The organism is Roseateles sp. DB2 (assembly GCF_051857535.1).
In the GTDB taxonomy this organism is placed as follows: domain Bacteria; phylum Pseudomonadota; class Gammaproteobacteria; order Burkholderiales; family Burkholderiaceae_C; genus Roseateles_B.
Map to the genome: position 1 here is coordinate 1 of NZ_JBPZGY010000023.1, position 14,225 is coordinate 14,225.

Here is a 14,225-nt window from a genome sequence, read left to right on the forward strand (position 1 = left end):
CTGCTCGACCACCGCCAACTTAAAGGCCATCGTGTAGTCGCGCTGGGTGCGCTTGATCCCTGTATCCATCACATCTGCCCTCTCTCGGGTGCAAATGTGTCAACGCTGGGCAGGACGGGTCACTCCAATGAAAAAGGCGCCTCCATGAGGCGCCTTTTGCGATATGACCGGGCGATGCTCAGCGTGCCACGGCTTGTCGCATGGAGCGGGCAATGAAGAGCAGGCCGGCCAGGGTCATCACACCGCACACCAGCACCGAGGGTAGGACCTTGGCCAGGCTCAGGGCCTCGCCCTTGAGCACCTGCAGCATCAGGGTGTTCTGGGCCAGGCCAGGGACCCAGTAATACCAGGCCGCCTCCCCGCCTGGATTCATCAACCCCACCATGGGCGCCAGGCTGATCAGGGTCATGGCCAGGGTGGCGCTGGCCTGGGCCTCCTTGAAGGTCTTGGTGCGCACGGCCATGGCCATCAGCAGGGCACCCACGCCGGCCGCCAGCGGCAGTTGCACCGCCAGGCAGCGCAGGGCCTCGCCCCAGCCGAACTGGAACATGGCCTGCAGGCTGTCACTCTGGATCAGGTACTGCGCTGGCAGGAAGCTGAGGTTGGACAAGGCCGCCACGGCCACACCGGACAGTGCCACCGCGCCCCACTTGCCCAGCACCAGCGCCAGTGGTGAGGCCGGGTTCATCAGCAGTGGCTCCAGCGAACCACGCTCGCGTTCGCCGGCCGTGCTGTCGAGTGCCGCCGTCAGCGCGCCGTAGAGCACGGCCATGATGATGAACATGGGCACGATGCTTGTGATGCGGGTGGCGCGGGCCTGGACGCTGGCCAGGTCGCGTTCCTCGATGGCCACAGGCTGCAGCAGCTCGGGCGAGATGCCGCGCAGGGCGAGGCTCAGGCCCGCACGCTCCTGGTTGAAGCCGCGCAGCAAGCGCTGCATGCTGCCGACGGCGACCTGGGCGCGCTGGTTGGCGCTGTCGCTGACCACCTCCACCGTGGGCCGCTCACCCTCCAGCAGCTGCTTCTCGAAGTCCTTGCCAATGACCAGCACAGGCTCCAGCAGCTGGGTCGCCCGCAGCTTCTGTTCATAGTCCGCCGGTGCGGCCTTGAGCGTGTAGGTCTGGCGCAGCAGGTAGTTCTCCAGCGTGGGGGCGTGCTCCAGGCCCGCCACCATCAGCTCGCGCTTCTCGGCCCGCTCCTCCAGGGAGGCAATCAGCCCGGACAGCGCCATCAGCATCAGGGGACCCATCAGCACCGCAGGCACCAGCATGCGCAACAGGGTACGGCGGTCGCGTATTGCATCGACGAGTTCCTTGAACAGCACGATGCGGGCGTGGGCCAGGAAGGACAAGGGAGGGCGTGTGGGGCTCATCAACAGCTCCTTGGAAACGGGGCTTGGGTTCTCGCTCATGCCATGACCTCATCGGCGGTGTTGTCGCTGAAGGCCAGCTTCACGAAGGCCTCCTCGAAGCGCGTCTCGCCGGTCTGAGCCAGCAGCTCGGGCACGCTGCCCTGCGCCACGGCTCGGCCGCGCGCCATCACCACGACGTGATCGCAGAGCTGCTCGACCTCCTGCATGATGTGGCTGGAAAAGACGATGCACTTGTTGCCGCCAGCCGGCGAGCGCAGATGGCGCAGGGCGTCGCGCAGGCCGCGCGTGGCCAGCACGTCCAGGCCGTTGGTGGGTTCATCCAGCACGATATTGGCCGGGTCGTGCACCAGGGCGCGTGCCAGGGCCGTCTTCATGCGCTCCCCTTGGCTGAATCCCTCGGTGCGGCGGTCCATGATGCGGCGCATGTCCAGCAGCTCGGCCAGGACGTCGGCGCGGGCGCTGGCGGCGTCGGCGTCCATGCCCTGCAGGCGGCCGAAGTAGATGATGTTCTCGCGGGCTGTCAGGCGGGGGTACAGGCCGTGGGCATCACCCAGGATGCCCATGCGTGCCAGGGCCGTGCGAGGGCTCTTGAGCACGTCGATGCCGTCTACCGCCAGGCTGCCCTGGTCGGGTGGAAAGAGGCCGGCCAGCATGCGCAGTGTCGTGGTCTTGCCGGCGCCGTTGGGGCCGAGCAGGCCGGTGATGCGGCCGTCCGGCGCATGGAAGCTCAACGACTGCACGGCTTGCACCACACGCTTGGGCGGGCGCTTGAAGAGGGTCTTGCCGCCAGCCTGGGTGATGAACTGCTTGGAGAGTTGTTCGATGCGGATCATGGCTGCACCTCCGTGCGGACGATGGGCTGGAAGGCGGGCGGACGGGGAATCCTCACGGCGCAGGCGGCGTTCTGGGGGAGGGCGGCGGCGTCGGTCTTGGCATCGATGAAGCGGTACAGCACCTCGCTCATGCAGCCCAGGCTCATCACGCCATGGCCGGCCTGAGGCACCACGATGTGCTGGGTCTTGGCACCCAGCAGCCTGGCGACGCGGTCGGCGTGGCGCGGCGGGGTCACCGGGTCGGCGCCGCCAGAGAGGAGCAGCACCGGAGTCTGGGCAGGCGGCACCTGATAGAAGGCCGCGGGCACCTCGGCGCGGGGCCAGGTCTTGCAGACGCGCTCATAGAGCTCGGCATCGACGCGACCGGTGTCCCGGCCCGGCTGCTCGGCGCTCTTGCCCATGCGCGGCGCATCCTCGGCGCAGATCACCGAGAAGTGCATCCCCAGGGCCAGTCGCGTGGCCTTGTTGCTGCCCATCAGTCCGCCGAGGCCGGCCAGGGCCTCGAACTGGCCCTTGCTGGCGGCCTGGATGGCAGCGGGCACCAGCGAGGTCATGGACGGCACGTACAGCGGACCGCGGATGGCGCGCAGCATCTGGGGGCGGGTCAGGGTGAAGGTCTCTGGCTCGTTCGTCAGCGGGTGTCTCATGGTCACCGAGCGTGGCAGCGAGCCCAGCAATTGCGCCCACTGCTGGCGCAGCTGTGGATAGCGTTTCGCACAGGCCGGCTCGTCCTCGCAGGCCTTGAACTCGGCGTCCAGGGCGGCCTGGATGTCGACGGACAGGCTCTCTGGCAGCACCAGGTCCGCCGGAGCAACGCCATCGATCACGGTGCGCCGCACCCGCTGCGGAAACTGGCGCTGGTACTCCAGCGCGGCGCGCGTGCCGTAGGAGCCGCCGATCAGGTTCCAGCGCTCGGCGCCCAGCTCGGCGCGCACGGCGTCGAAGTCCTGCATGGCGAGGGTGGTGCTGTAGAAGCGCAGATCGCCATGGGGCAGCTTCTGCAGTTGCTCGCGACACTGCTCGATGCGGCGCAGGCCGGCCAGCTCGTCGGCACCTTCCGCCAGCGACAGACGGGATTCGTCAGGGCACTGCAGCGGCGCGGACTTGCCGGTGCCGCGCTGGTCGATGAAGACCAGGTCGCGCCGGTTGTTGAGTCGCGCCATGCGGGGCAGCACCAGCGGCGCCACGCCGATGGCGCTCTGGCCGGGGCCGCCGGCCAGCATCAGTACCGGATCGGGCTGCTTGTTGCGCGCCATGGCCGGTACCACGAGGTAGTGAACCTCGATCTGCGGGCCCTGTGCGCGGGCGGGGTCCAGCGGACGCTTCAGTACGCCGCATTGCAGCTCATTGGCAATGCCCTCGATGCGGCAGGGCCTGGTGGCCGCCTCGGCCTTGTGCTGGGCGCCCATCAGGGCCGTCAGCAGCCCCACCAGGATGGCTATCCACCCCCCGTGCCGTGTTCGGCAGATCATCATCGTCATCCTCCGAGGCCCGTTGGGCCCTTCATGTTGGCATGGGGCGGATTATGGGAAGAGACAGGGTCGTCGGTGCCGGCCGTGAGGTGAATGGAGGACGGACGCGTTGACTGGCTGGAAACCGGCCATGGACGGAGGCCGCCTTGCTGGACCGCCTTTGGCGCCTCAGTTCGGGTAGCTCAGCAGCAGTGCCGAAGCGAGGCAGGCCATGGGCTCGGTCGCGTCGGCCGGCAGCCCGCGATGGCGCCACACGCGGCCCGGCCGGAAGGTGTCGACAGCCGCCAGCAGCTGATCCTCCTCGCCCCGGACGAGGAAGGCTGGGGCCGTGCTGGCGAGGTTGACCTCATGGCCGGCGACGTCCTGCAAGTGCAGCTGCAGCGTCCGTCCGTCGATCAGCAGATCGCCACCGGCCGGGCGCCATTCGTCGCTGATGCTGAACGCCGCCTTGCGCTGCCCTTGGCTGCATACGCAGTGCAGGGTCGTCACGGCGTCCGGCAGCAGGCCTATCCGGTGGGTGAGCAGCGTCTTGCTGCGCCAGTCACAGCGGCCTTCCCAGTCCATGGCCCCATGGAAACCGTATGACAGCGTCCACTGGTGGGTGAGCCGCTCCAAGGGCCCGAGAGCGAGGCGCTGCGTGCTGATGGCGCTGCGGCGGACCGCCGTGACGGCATGGGATCCCAGCCGGAAGGCCTCCGCCGTGCTGGGGCCCAGGCCGCTCTGCGCCCAGGGCCCGCGGTCCTGGACGGCAAGCTGCTCGGCAGCTTGCTCCCACTGCGGCGCCAGCACCATCATGCGCAGGGGCGCGGCGGTGGGTGGCGGTTCAGCGGGGCAGGGGCGGGCCGCGACCAGCAGGCTCAGGGTCGCCATGACGAGGCAGCGCCGGGGTGCAGGCATCAGGGGCGGGCGGCTCATTGCGGACGTTCCTGCCAGTCGCTGAACCGCAGCTGGCGGTCGACCGTGCTGCTGCCGATGAGGGGCAGGCGCGTGGTGATGGTCAGCAAGGCCTGGCTCGGCAGGTGACGCTGCCAGCGCTCGTCGGGGGCGAAGTACACCTGGTAGCTGAACTCGCTGACGAAAGGCAGTCCTTCGACCTGATAGGCCAGGCTTAGCGGCGCGCCGCTGTCCTGCTGGACCCAGACCCGCCCCCTGAAGGACAGCTTGTGCTCCTGTTGCGAGCCGGCCAGGGATTCGCACGCATCGAGGTGCCCCCGGATGTCGAAGGCCTGGGCGAGTATGTTTCCGCGCGCCTCCACGCCGGCCGGCTCGGCCGCGTCGATCTCCAGCAGGACCCGATCGGGATGGTCGGCAGGGTTGAAGCCGGGAGGCGGCAGGGCCTCGGCCAGACCCTGCAGTGCGCTGTCCCGGGCGCTCACCCAGTGGCGCCGCGGCTGCGTGCCGTCCCATCCCTGCAGCCGCTCGATGGCGCGATACTGCGCGCGCCTGCCTGCGCCCTGCTGACTGACCCGGTAGTCCACCTGACCTGCTGCCAGGCTGCTGAGGTCCTGCAGATGCTGGCGGGTCTGCTGCCAGAGCGGATGGCTCGTCTGGGCAGCCAGGGGCTGGGCAAAGGCGGTCAGTACGGCGGCGGTGAACAGCAAGGAGGCACGGTGGATGCAGTCAACTCTCATGGGCATGGCGGGGTGGATGTCCGGTCTGGCGTGCCCCGATGAAACCATGCCTGCCTGGCGTGCACGCCTGTGCGTGCCTTCCCGTGCCGTTTAGCTGAACCGCTGGTAGCGCCAGACAATGCCAGTCCCGCCCTTTCTCTTGACGCAGCCCTTTCAGCGGTCCCTTCCGCTGCCCCCTGACGCCCCTGACGCCGATCCATGGCGCCACTCCCATGACCGAACACCGACCCCGCCCGACTTCAAGCCAGCCTTGGCGGACGCCCCCCCGCCCTGTTCTGAGACAGACCGGGCGTTGGCAGCGCTGGCCGCTCACCCGGCTGCTTCTGCTGGCGGCAGCCCTGCCCTTCGGCAGCAGCGGCATCGCCTCGGCCCAGACAGGCGATGCACCAGCCATCGTCCAGCGCCCCCGGGTGGCCCTGGTGCTGTCGGGCGGCGGAGCGCGGGGGCTCGCGCACATTGGTGTCCTGAAGGTGCTGCAGGAGTTGCGGGTGCCCGTGGACATGGTGGTCGGGACCAGCATGGGAGCTGTGGTGGGGGGGGCTTATGCAGCCGGGCGTAGCCCGCAGGAACTGGAAATCCTCATGCGGGGCGCGGACTGGGACAACATTCTTGCGGACCGCCCGCCCCGTGACGAACTGAGCTTGCGTCGCCGCGAGGACGACCGGCTGCTCGCCTCACGGGTGGAATTCGGGCTGACCTCGCAGGGGGTGCGCCTGCCCAATGCTGCGGCAGGCAACAGCGGCCTGGAGTTCACGCTGCAGCGCCTCCCTCCAGCCGCCGATCACGAGACGCTGGTCAGCCAGCTGCCCCTGCTCTTCCGGGCCATCGCGACGGACTTGCTCAACGGGCAGATGGTGGTGCTCTCTGAGGTGCCCCTGCGCCAGGCAATCCGTGCCTCGATGGCGGTGCCGGGGCTGTTCACCCCGGTGCGGCTGCAAGGGCGTCTCATGGTGGATGGCGCGCTGGTGCGCAACCTGCCCATCGACGTGGCCCGGCAACTGGGAGCCGATCTCGTCATCGCCGTCGACGTGGGGTCGCCACTCCTGGAGGAATCCGAGATTCAGAGCGCCCTGGGTGTCGCAGACCAGATGCTCAAGATCCTCACGTCGCAGAACGTCGAGCGCTCGCTGGCCGATCTGAAGCCGCAGGACATCCTGATCCGGCCATCACTCAAGGACATCGGCCTGACCGACTTCCAGCGCAGCGACCAGGCGCTTGAGGACGGGGTCGCGGCCGCCCGCGCTCAGACCGAGCGTCTGCAGGCGCTGGCCCTCAGCAGCGAGGACTACCGCCGGCACGAGGCCGCGCGCGATCAGCACCGCGCCTTGCACGAGCAGTCGGCGCCGGTGCTGGCGTCGATCGCTCTGGAGGGCATCGATCGCGGACGGACGGACAGCCTGCTGCAGTCCCTGCCATTGACGCTCGGCGCACCGGCCCCACTGCAGCAGGTGCAGCAGGCGGCCGCGACGTTGTACGGCCGCGGCGATTTCGAACGGGTCGATCCCCGCATCGAGGACAAGGACGGCCAGCGACAGGTGAGCTTCGAACTCACCGAAGCGCCCTGGACGCGCAGCCGAGTCCGCCTGGGCTTCGAGGTGGCCAGCCAGTTCGAACGGGCCACGGAATACACACTTTCCGGCCTGCACACCCTCAGCTGGGTCAATGCCTGGGGGGCGGAGCTTCGCACGGTAGCAAAGTTGGGCTTTAGCCGGCAGTTGCAGAGCAGTTGGTTCCAGCCGCTGGGGCCGGGTTCGCGCTGGTACGCCGAGCCGAGCCTCAGCTTCACCGGCACCACCTTGAACCTGGAAAGGCAGCCGGCGAGCATGCGCGTGCGCAATGGCAGCCTGTTGCTGGGGCGCCAGCTGGGAGACTGGGGGGCGGTGGAACTGGGTGCCGGCAGGAAGCACACGCGGCTGACGCTGCTGGGCTCGCCCAACCTCTTTGACGAGCGCTACGCCTTCGGGCGCCTGCGCGTGGACACCCTCGACGCCATGGCCTTCCCCACGACAGGCCGCCTGCTCGATCTGCAGTACGCCCGCCACCGGGCTCGCGATGACACCATCGCCATCAGCCTGACTGCCAAGGGCATGCAGGCCTTCCGCGTGGGGGACTGGGCGGGCCATGCCTACGTGAACGTGGCCGACGTCGCCAAGGGCTCGCCCCTGTACTCCCAGGAGGTGCTGGGCGGCTTCCTGCGTCTGTCAGGGTTACCGCCCCAGGCCTATGACAAGGTGAAATCCCATGCATTCGGGCGCCTGGTGATGGCCCGCAGGATAGGCGAGATGCCCACCGGGCTGGGGGGAGCGCTGCGGTGGGGATTCTCGCTTGAGGCCGCGCGCGAGGAGCCCTGGCCGGCAGACGAGACCCAGGTCCGGCTGGGCCTGCAGCAGCCCCGGTCGCCCTGGTCAACGCAGGCGGCCAGCGTCTTCCTGGCAGTGGATACGCGATTCGGTCCGGTCTACGTGGCCCATGGCGGTACCCGCGGCGGCAGCCAGGCCACCTACTTCTTCATCGGGCCCGTCTGGTGACCGCGCCTTCGTGCGGCGTAGCGCCAGGTGAGCCTTTGCGGCGCGCCTCGCGGTGCTGCCCGCCAAAGATGCCAGATCTGAGGGAACTATTGCCTACTCTCGCCCCATTTCACCCCATCACTGGATGACCATGATGATCAGCAAGATTTCGACGACCTGCCTGGCCCTGGCCCTGGTGGCGTGCGGGGGCGGCGGCGACGGCTCCGTGCCCACCCCGCCCGTTCCCAAGCCCAACCCCCAGCTCAATGAGAGCAATCTCCTGGACGCTGCCGCCGTGGCCTATGTCGGCAATGCCCACAACTGGGCGGACTACGCCGTCCTCTACGACGACCTGATCAGCGCCTATCTGGTCCAGGTCGAGGACGGCACCCATGACTGCCCCCGAGGCGGTTCTGTCACCTTGAAGCGCGAGGGCCAGCGCTGGAACTATGCCGTCAACAATTGCCAGACACAGCGACTGAGCATTGCGTCGGGCAGCTTCGAGGTCGATGCCAGCGCCCAGTCCGGGGCCGGCCAGCTCACCGTGCGCCTCGACAAGCTGCGTCTCCTCAAGCTCTGGGCCAATGCACCGGACCTTCAGTTCTCCGGCATCTACCAGCATGACCTCGCCGCGGGCGGCGAACCTTCGCAGCACATTCCCAAGGCGTCGCTCACCGTGCAGAGCCCGGTGAGCACGCGCCAGTACACGGCCATCTCCCGCACGACGGAGGCCAGCCGCTACCGCGTGCAGTCCAGCGCCTTCGGGGTGGTGATGAACGTGGTCATCGGTGCAGGATATGGCGACGCCTTCGTCGCCAGCGCTGATGACGGGACCACCATCAGTGTCAGCTCCGTGGCTACGGGCAAGCGGATCGAGCTGCGCAGCTCTCCGCAGAGCAGCCCATCGGCGGTGAAGCTCTACACCGACAGCGAGTTCCGCGCAGCCGTCCAGCGCGCCGCGCCTTGAACGGCCCCGGCGCCCCGGTGCGGTAGCGTCCTTCGGCACTGGTAGTGGCGCACGGCGCGACTGCCCTGCATTTCCAAACGCATGGATGTGATGGCTGAAGACACTGCGGCCGTTGCAGCAGGAAGCTGCAACGCCCATCAACTCCAGTCCACGCCATGACCCAGTCTTCTACCTCCCTTGCCCGCCTCACCTTGCTAACGCTTTCCATGAGCGCTCTGCTGACCGCCTGCGGAAGCGGCAGTGGGCCCAGCCAGCCCGATGACCCGCTGGCGAACTCACAGCTCAACAGCGGCAACGTGCTGCAGAGCATCGCCCTCGCGCAACGAGCCCAGGACTCGGCTCTGGTGCTGAACCAGCTCTTCCGGCTGGCTTCCGCGGAGCTGCTGGCCGAGCTCCCCGCCAAGTCGACGGGCGCCTGCAGCGGCGGCGGCGACTTCAGCTACAGCGCAACGGCCCAGTACCAGAGCTTGCAGTTGAACCAATGCCAGTTCAAGAGCTATCGCTACCGGAAGGGCACCTTGACGCATGTCGATGCTGCCAGCGGCGGCACCCTGACGCTGACGGACGTCGGTTTCGACCAATCGGCCATCGGCATGAGCTTTGACGCCAGCGGCACCGTGACGGAATCCCTGAGCGCCGGGCAATGGCGCTGGCGTGGCGACGTCAAGATCGGCGCCGGCCAGCACAGCGATGTGTGGAAGTACAGCCTCGAGACGGCGGCGAACAGTGCCTCTGCCGACGTCATCACTGGCGAGATGAGCCTGCAATCCTCCCGCCTGAAGGCGCCCCTCACGGTGCGCTGGCTGGCGGGCAATCCCGGGCTCGTCATCCAGTCGGCGGATGGGTCGTCGGTCACGGTCACCACCGATGGGCAGACCCGCGGCACCGCGCAGCTGCGCAGCCCAAGCGGAGCGACGATGCAGCACAGCTTCACCGCCGATGAGCTGCAGGCGGCGATGAAGGCCTGGAGCTATTGAATCCGAATCTGCGCCCCACCGGCAGCACGTGGCGAGGGTGCGTCGAGGCGAACCGCCATCAGCGGGGCTAGCAGGTTTTGCGCGAGGCTGCAGGCGCGGGCCTTCTCACGACGGTCAGGCAGATGGCGTATCGTTTTCGCCTCATCCACCTTGGTGCCGGCCCGCGGCCAGCACCTTTCCCTCGAAGGAACCTCCGCATGAAGCTCTACTACAGCCCCGGCGCCTGCTCCCTGTCTCCGCACATCGTGCTGCGCGAGGCCGGCCTGCCCTTCGAGGCGGTGCTGGCCAGCACCAAGACCAAGAAGCTGGCCGACGGCACGGACTTCTTCTCCATCAATCCCAAGGGCTCGGTGCCGGTACTGGAGCTGGACAATGGCGAGCGCCTGACCGAAGGCCCGGCCATCGTCCAGTACCTGGCCGACCTCGTTCCCGAGAAGCAGCTGGCTCCAGCCAACGGCAGCTGGCCGCGCTACCGCCTGCAGGAATGGCTGAACTACATCACCAGCGAGCTGCACAAGGGCTTCTCGCCCCTGTTCAACCCGGCCACGCCTGAGGACGCCAAGCCCCTGTTCCGCGAGGCCCTCAACAAGCGCCTGACCTGGGTGGACAGCCAGCTGGAAGGCCGCGACTATCTGCTGGGCAGCCAGTTCAGTGTGGCGGATGCCTATCTCTTTGTGGTCAGCAACTGGGGCCAGTACGTGGGCGTGGACATCAGCGGCCTGCCGAATCTGGGCGCCTGGCGCGGCCGCGTGGCGGCACGCCCGGCGGTGCAGGAGGCCATGAAGGCCGAAGGCCTGCTCAAGTAAGCCCAGGGCTTGCCCATGAAAAAGGCGCCTCGACGAGGCGCCTTTGCTTTGGCCGCAGACCGGCGTTCAACCCTTCTTCGCGGGCTTCAGCAGGCCTTCGCAGGTGGCGCGCTGCTGGTCGGCCGTGTCGACCTTGGCGCAGATGCCGTCCAGCTGTCCGCGCAGCTTGCCCAGGCTGGCCTCGTGCTGCCCGCCCTTGTTCCAGGCCTGCAGATCGCTGCCAACCTTCTTCAGCGAGCGGGCACTGCGCTCATAGAAGGCGCCCTTGTCCTTCTCGGCCTCGGCGAAGAGCTGGCCGGCCACCTTCTCGATGCGGGCGGCGTCCTGCGGTGCCAGTTCCACCAGCGCGGCCAGGTAGTTGGCGCCCCACTGCAGGCGGGTGGCGGGGCCTTCGCTCTTGTTGAAGGCCTCTTCGTACCAGCGCAGGGCCTCGTCCTTCCTGCCCTGCTTCTTGGCGTTGCCGCCCAGCATGCTCATCAGGTAGTAGGGCGAATGGCTCTTGGACAGGCTGGACTTGAGCAGGGCATCGCTCTGCTCCCATTGGCCGGAGATGCTCAGCAGGCCGGCGGCCTCGGTGATCACGGCCTGGCGTTCATAGCCGTCGGTGATTTCCTTGTCCAGGCGCGCGGCGGTGTCGCGCACTTCCTGCAGCAGGGCAGGGTTCAGCTTGGGATGACGCTCGTCCTTGGGCAGGTCGATGCGGGCCAGCTCCACGCGTGCGCTCAAGGCGGCCAGGCGATCGGCGCGCGAAAGGCTGGCGTCGGCCTCCAGGCGCTTGAGGGCGGCTTCGTACTGGCCCAGCAGGGCCTGACGCTCGGGGCCCGCCTTGGGAGCCAGGCTCCTGACGATCTCGGGGGCGCCGTAGCTCAGGGCATCGGTCTGGGCGCGGGTCTCGGTCGTGCTCGCCAGGACCTTGCTCACGCGCTCGGCCAGGGCGGCATCGACCTTGAGGCTCTTGCCGCCTTCATTCGCGGCCAGGGCCTTGAGCCAGAGGCGGGAACCGGTCTCGGCGTCCACGGCCTGGGCTGCGGCGGCCAACTGGGCCAGCAGGGCAGGGCGCTGGGCGGCGGGCACCAGCTGCTGCTCGTCGGTTTCCCAGGAGTAGAAACCCAGCAGCTTCCATTCGTTGGCGCTGAGCTTCTTGCCGGTGCGGGCATCGGCCAGCACGGACTTGATCGGGCGGCCGCCGGCCAGGCCGAGCTGCAGCACCTTCATCACCTGGGCGGCATCGGCCTCGCCGGGCAGGCGGGTCAGCTCCTGGCCGTCATTGCTGAAGAGGATGAGCGTGGGATAACCACGCACCTTGAAGCGCGTGCCCAGCTTCTGCGCGCCGGGGACGTCGCCATCCAGATGCACGGCGACGATGCTGCGCGTCTGTTCGATGAAGTCCTGGCGGTTGAAGAGCGTCGCCTTGAGCTGGTTGCAGGGCGGGCACCACTTGGCCCCCCAGTAGAGCAGCACGGGCTTTTTCTCGCTGCGAGCCTGGGCGAAGGCTTTCTCGATGTCGGCATCGCCAGCGGCTTCCTGCCAGGCCACGCTGCTGGCAGTGGGCGCCGCGGCGCTGGCGGGCAGGATGCAGGAGGGGCTGAAGGCGGCCAGGCTCAGCAGGCCGGCACAGGCCAGGGAGGTGGGGCGCAGGGAGGCAGGGAGCTTCATGCGTTCATGCGGCCCTCTCGTGGATGGCCGGTGTCGGGTGAAGAAGGGCGCATTGTGAACCCAAGCTTCCAGGCCTGCCTATGCGGACTCGTCCGGGCGATCTGCGCAAAGGGCATATCGCCTGCCGGGCGGCAGCGGATCAAAGCTTCATCGCCATCCCGATGGAAGCCGGTGCCGTGGGCTGGAAACCGAACTGGGCATAGAGCCGGTGGGCTTCTCCGTCGGCGATCAGGCTGACGTAGGCGGTGCGTGGCGCCCGCGCATGCAGCCACTCGCACAGGGCCGACATGATGCGCTTGCCCAGGCCGCGCCCCTGGTGCGGCGGCAGCACGGCGATGTCCACGACCTGGTAGAAGCAGCCGTCGTCACCAATCACCCGGCCCATGCCCACCACCTCCTCCCCTTGCAGCAGCTGCACGGCGAACAGGGTCTGGCGCAGGCCGCGGGCTGCCGCCGTGTCGCTCTTGTCGCTCAGCCCGGCCTGCTGGCGCAGATGGCGGTAGGTCTGGACGCTGGGGGGCTGCCGGAGCAAGGTGTAGTCGGGGGACATGGTGCGGGGAGTCACTGCAGGAACGGCCCATTCTGGCAAGCGGGTGCCAGGCATCCAAAGGGCATGGGGCCAGAGCTCAGTGCGAGGCAGGCAGGTACAGGCGTACGCGAAGCCCCCCCAGTGCGGGGCTGCGGTCGACCGCCAGGCGGGCGTCATGCACAGCGGCGATGCGGCGCACGATGGACCAGCCGAGCCCGCTGCCGTCCTGGCCGGTCCCCAACTGGCGGAAGAAGCGCTCGCCCAGGCGCGCCAGGGCCGGGACCTCCAGGCCGGGGCCGCTGTCCTCCAGGGTCAGCAGCACCTCGCCGTCATCCTGCGCCAGCTGGAGGTGAACCCGGGCGCCCGGCGGGCTGTAGCGCAGGGCGTTGTCCAGCAGGTTGCGCAGCAGGGCGGCCAGCAAACTGCTGTCGCCCCGGACCACCCGGGGCGCGTCGGCGCCGTCCAGTGCCAGCTGCTGACGGGCCTGCAGGGCGCGCGGTACCTGCTCTGCCAAGGACTGGCGCGCCAGGGCCGCGAGGTCCAGGGGCTGCAGTGCGGGGGACTGCCCGGCCTCCAGCCGTGCCAGGGTCAGCAACTGTTCGACCAGCCGCGAGGCGCGATCGCAGCCGACCAAGGTGGCCTGCAGCGCGCGCGCGCGGGTGGGCTCGTCCTCCCCGGCAGCCAGTGCCACCTGGGCCTGGGTGCGGATGGCGGCGATGGGTGTGCGCAGCTCGTGGGCGGCATCGGCAGTGAAGCGTCGCTCGCTCTCCATCAGCGCCTGGATGCGTGCAAACAGGGTATTGAGCGCCTCCAGCAGGGGCTGCATCTCCAGCGGGGCCTCGGGGAGATGCAGGGGCTGCAGCTCGGCGGCGGAGCGGGCGCGCAACTGCCGGCCCAGCTCGCGCAGGGGGCTCATGCCGCGGTGCACGCCCCACCACAGGCCCAGGGCCAGCAGGGGCAGGGCCAGCAGCAGTGGCCACAGCATGCCGCGCAGCACAGCCCGCAGGATGTCGGCCCGTGACTGCAGCTGCTCGCCCACCAGCACGAGGATGTCGCCTTCGGCCCCCTGCGTCGCGAAGACACGCCAGGCCCGGCCCTCGCGCTGCACATTGCGAAAGCCTGCGGCCTCGGACAGGGGCAGCATCGGCGCCGTCGGCGCATTGGCCGAGCGCAGCACCAACTGCCCTTCGTGGAAGACCTGGAAGGCCACCTTGGAGGCATAGCGGTGCAGGCTGGGCGCCTCGGGCCGCAGCTCGCGCAGTTCCCTGTGCTCCAGCGGCCCGCCCTCGTGCGGTACGCCTGACTGGCGCGCTACCAGCAGGGCGGCGGCCTGCGCCAGATGCGCGTCCAGCAGCTCGTCCAGTTCATGACGCGCATCCAGGCCGGTACTGAGGCTGCTCAGGGCCCACAGGCCCAGCACCAGGCCCAGCATCAACGCGAGCAGCCGGGCCTGCAGGGAACGGGGGTGCAGCACG

At 68.8% G+C, this 14,225-nt stretch carries 12 protein-coding genes; 4 read left to right on the forward strand and 8 right to left on the reverse strand.

Annotated elements, in window-relative coordinates; all coding sequences use genetic code 11:
* Nucleotides 1–178: 178 nt before the first annotated feature.
* From ACS5PK_RS21570 to ACS5PK_RS21590, 5 genes are all read right to left on the reverse strand, one after another.
* The gene (locus ACS5PK_RS21570; RefSeq protein WP_439442329.1) at nt 179–1,372 is read right to left on the reverse strand and encodes an ABC transporter permease; all 1,194 of its coding nucleotides are present in this window, start codon (nt 1,370–1,372) and stop codon (nt 179–181) included.
* A gap of 35 nt (nt 1,373–1,407) precedes the next feature.
* Nucleotides 1,408–2,205 carry an ABC transporter ATP-binding protein gene (locus ACS5PK_RS21575; RefSeq protein ID WP_439442330.1) on the reverse strand — a complete coding sequence of 266 codons (798 nt, stop codon included), beginning with the start codon at nt 2,203–2,205 and terminating at the stop codon, nt 1,408–1,410.
* Nucleotides 2,202–3,680: an alpha/beta hydrolase gene (locus ACS5PK_RS21580; RefSeq protein ID WP_439442331.1), complete on the reverse strand. Its 1,479-nt coding sequence runs from the start codon at nt 3,678–3,680 to the stop codon at nt 2,202–2,204. Before ACS5PK_RS21580 ends, ACS5PK_RS21575 begins: the two co-directional genes overlap by 4 nt.
* Before the next feature lie 165 nt (nt 3,681–3,845).
* On the reverse strand, nt 3,846–4,592 hold the full coding sequence (locus ACS5PK_RS21585; RefSeq protein WP_439442332.1) for a hypothetical protein: 747 nt from the start codon (nt 4,590–4,592) through the stop codon (nt 3,846–3,848).
* Nucleotides 4,589–5,314, reverse strand: a complete 726-nt coding sequence (locus tag ACS5PK_RS21590; RefSeq protein ID WP_439442333.1) for a hypothetical protein — start codon at nt 5,312–5,314, stop codon at nt 4,589–4,591. The genes ACS5PK_RS21585 and ACS5PK_RS21590 overlap by 4 nt, the downstream gene beginning before the upstream one ends.
* 206 nt (nt 5,315–5,520) lie before the next feature.
* Between ACS5PK_RS21590 and ACS5PK_RS21595 the strand changes: the two genes are divergently transcribed.
* The 4 genes from ACS5PK_RS21595 (at nt 5,521) to gstA (ending at nt 10,565) form a co-directional block, all read left to right on the forward strand.
* A complete protein-coding gene (locus ACS5PK_RS21595; RefSeq protein WP_439442334.1) occupies nt 5,521–7,836 on the forward strand; it encodes a patatin-like phospholipase family protein in 2,316 nt (771 codons plus the stop codon).
* 130 nt (nt 7,837–7,966) lie between these two features.
* Nucleotides 7,967–8,782 carry a hypothetical protein gene (locus ACS5PK_RS21600; protein ID WP_439442335.1) on the forward strand — a complete coding sequence of 272 codons (816 nt, stop codon included), beginning with the start codon at nt 7,967–7,969 and terminating at the stop codon, nt 8,780–8,782.
* A gap of 206 nt (nt 8,783–8,988) precedes the next feature.
* A complete protein-coding gene (locus ACS5PK_RS21605; RefSeq protein ID WP_439442336.1) occupies nt 8,989–9,759 on the forward strand; it encodes a hypothetical protein in 771 nt (256 codons plus the stop codon).
* A 197-nt stretch (nt 9,760–9,956) separates the two neighbouring features.
* On the forward strand, nt 9,957–10,565 hold the full coding sequence (gene gstA, locus ACS5PK_RS21610; protein WP_439442337.1) for a glutathione transferase GstA: 609 nt from the start codon (nt 9,957–9,959) through the stop codon (nt 10,563–10,565).
* Between the two features lie 66 nt (nt 10,566–10,631).
* On the opposite strand, the gene ACS5PK_RS21615 is transcribed toward gstA, so the two are convergent.
* The 3 genes from ACS5PK_RS21615 to ACS5PK_RS21625 all read right to left on the reverse strand — a co-directional run bounded on the left by ACS5PK_RS21615 (nt 10,632) and on the right by ACS5PK_RS21625 (nt 14,224).
* Nucleotides 10,632–12,221, reverse strand: a complete 1,590-nt coding sequence (locus ACS5PK_RS21615) for a thioredoxin family protein (protein WP_439442338.1) — start codon at nt 12,219–12,221, stop codon at nt 10,632–10,634.
* Between the two features lie 139 nt (nt 12,222–12,360).
* Nucleotides 12,361–12,771 carry a GNAT family N-acetyltransferase gene (locus ACS5PK_RS21620; protein WP_439442339.1) on the reverse strand — a complete coding sequence of 137 codons (411 nt, stop codon included), beginning with the start codon at nt 12,769–12,771 and terminating at the stop codon, nt 12,361–12,363.
* A 76-nt stretch (nt 12,772–12,847) separates the two neighbouring features.
* Nucleotides 12,848–14,224, reverse strand: a complete 1,377-nt coding sequence (locus tag ACS5PK_RS21625; protein ID WP_439442370.1) for an ATP-binding protein — start codon at nt 14,222–14,224, stop codon at nt 12,848–12,850.
* Nucleotide 14,225 lies beyond the last annotated feature (1 nt).

Coding starts and splice junctions, on each gene's coding strand:
- ACS5PK_RS21585 (WP_439442332.1), bottom strand. CDS start 4,592: ATGAGCCGCCCGCCCCTGATGCCTGCACCCCGGCGCTGCCTCGTCATG.
- gstA (WP_439442337.1), top strand. CDS start 9,957: ATGAAGCTCTACTACAGCCCCGGCGCCTGCTCCCTGTCTCCGCACATC.
- ACS5PK_RS21570 (WP_439442329.1), bottom strand. CDS start 1,372: ATGAGCCCCACACGCCCTCCCTTGTCCTTCCTGGCCCACGCCCGCATC.
- ACS5PK_RS21620 (WP_439442339.1), bottom strand. CDS start 12,771: ATGTCCCCCGACTACACCTTGCTCCGGCAGCCCCCCAGCGTCCAGACC.
- ACS5PK_RS21615 (WP_439442338.1), bottom strand. CDS start 12,221: ATGAAGCTCCCTGCCTCCCTGCGCCCCACCTCCCTGGCCTGTGCCGGC.
- ACS5PK_RS21600 (WP_439442335.1), top strand. CDS start 7,967: ATGATGATCAGCAAGATTTCGACGACCTGCCTGGCCCTGGCCCTGGTG.
- ACS5PK_RS21590 (WP_439442333.1), bottom strand. CDS start 5,314: ATGCCCATGAGAGTTGACTGCATCCACCGTGCCTCCTTGCTGTTCACC.
- ACS5PK_RS21605 (WP_439442336.1), top strand. CDS start 8,989: ATGAGCGCTCTGCTGACCGCCTGCGGAAGCGGCAGTGGGCCCAGCCAG.
- ACS5PK_RS21580 (WP_439442331.1), bottom strand. CDS start 3,680: ATGATGATCTGCCGAACACGGCACGGGGGGTGGATAGCCATCCTGGTG.
- ACS5PK_RS21575 (WP_439442330.1), bottom strand. CDS start 2,205: ATGATCCGCATCGAACAACTCTCCAAGCAGTTCATCACCCAGGCTGGC.
- ACS5PK_RS21595 (WP_439442334.1), top strand. CDS start 5,521: ATGACCGAACACCGACCCCGCCCGACTTCAAGCCAGCCTTGGCGGACG.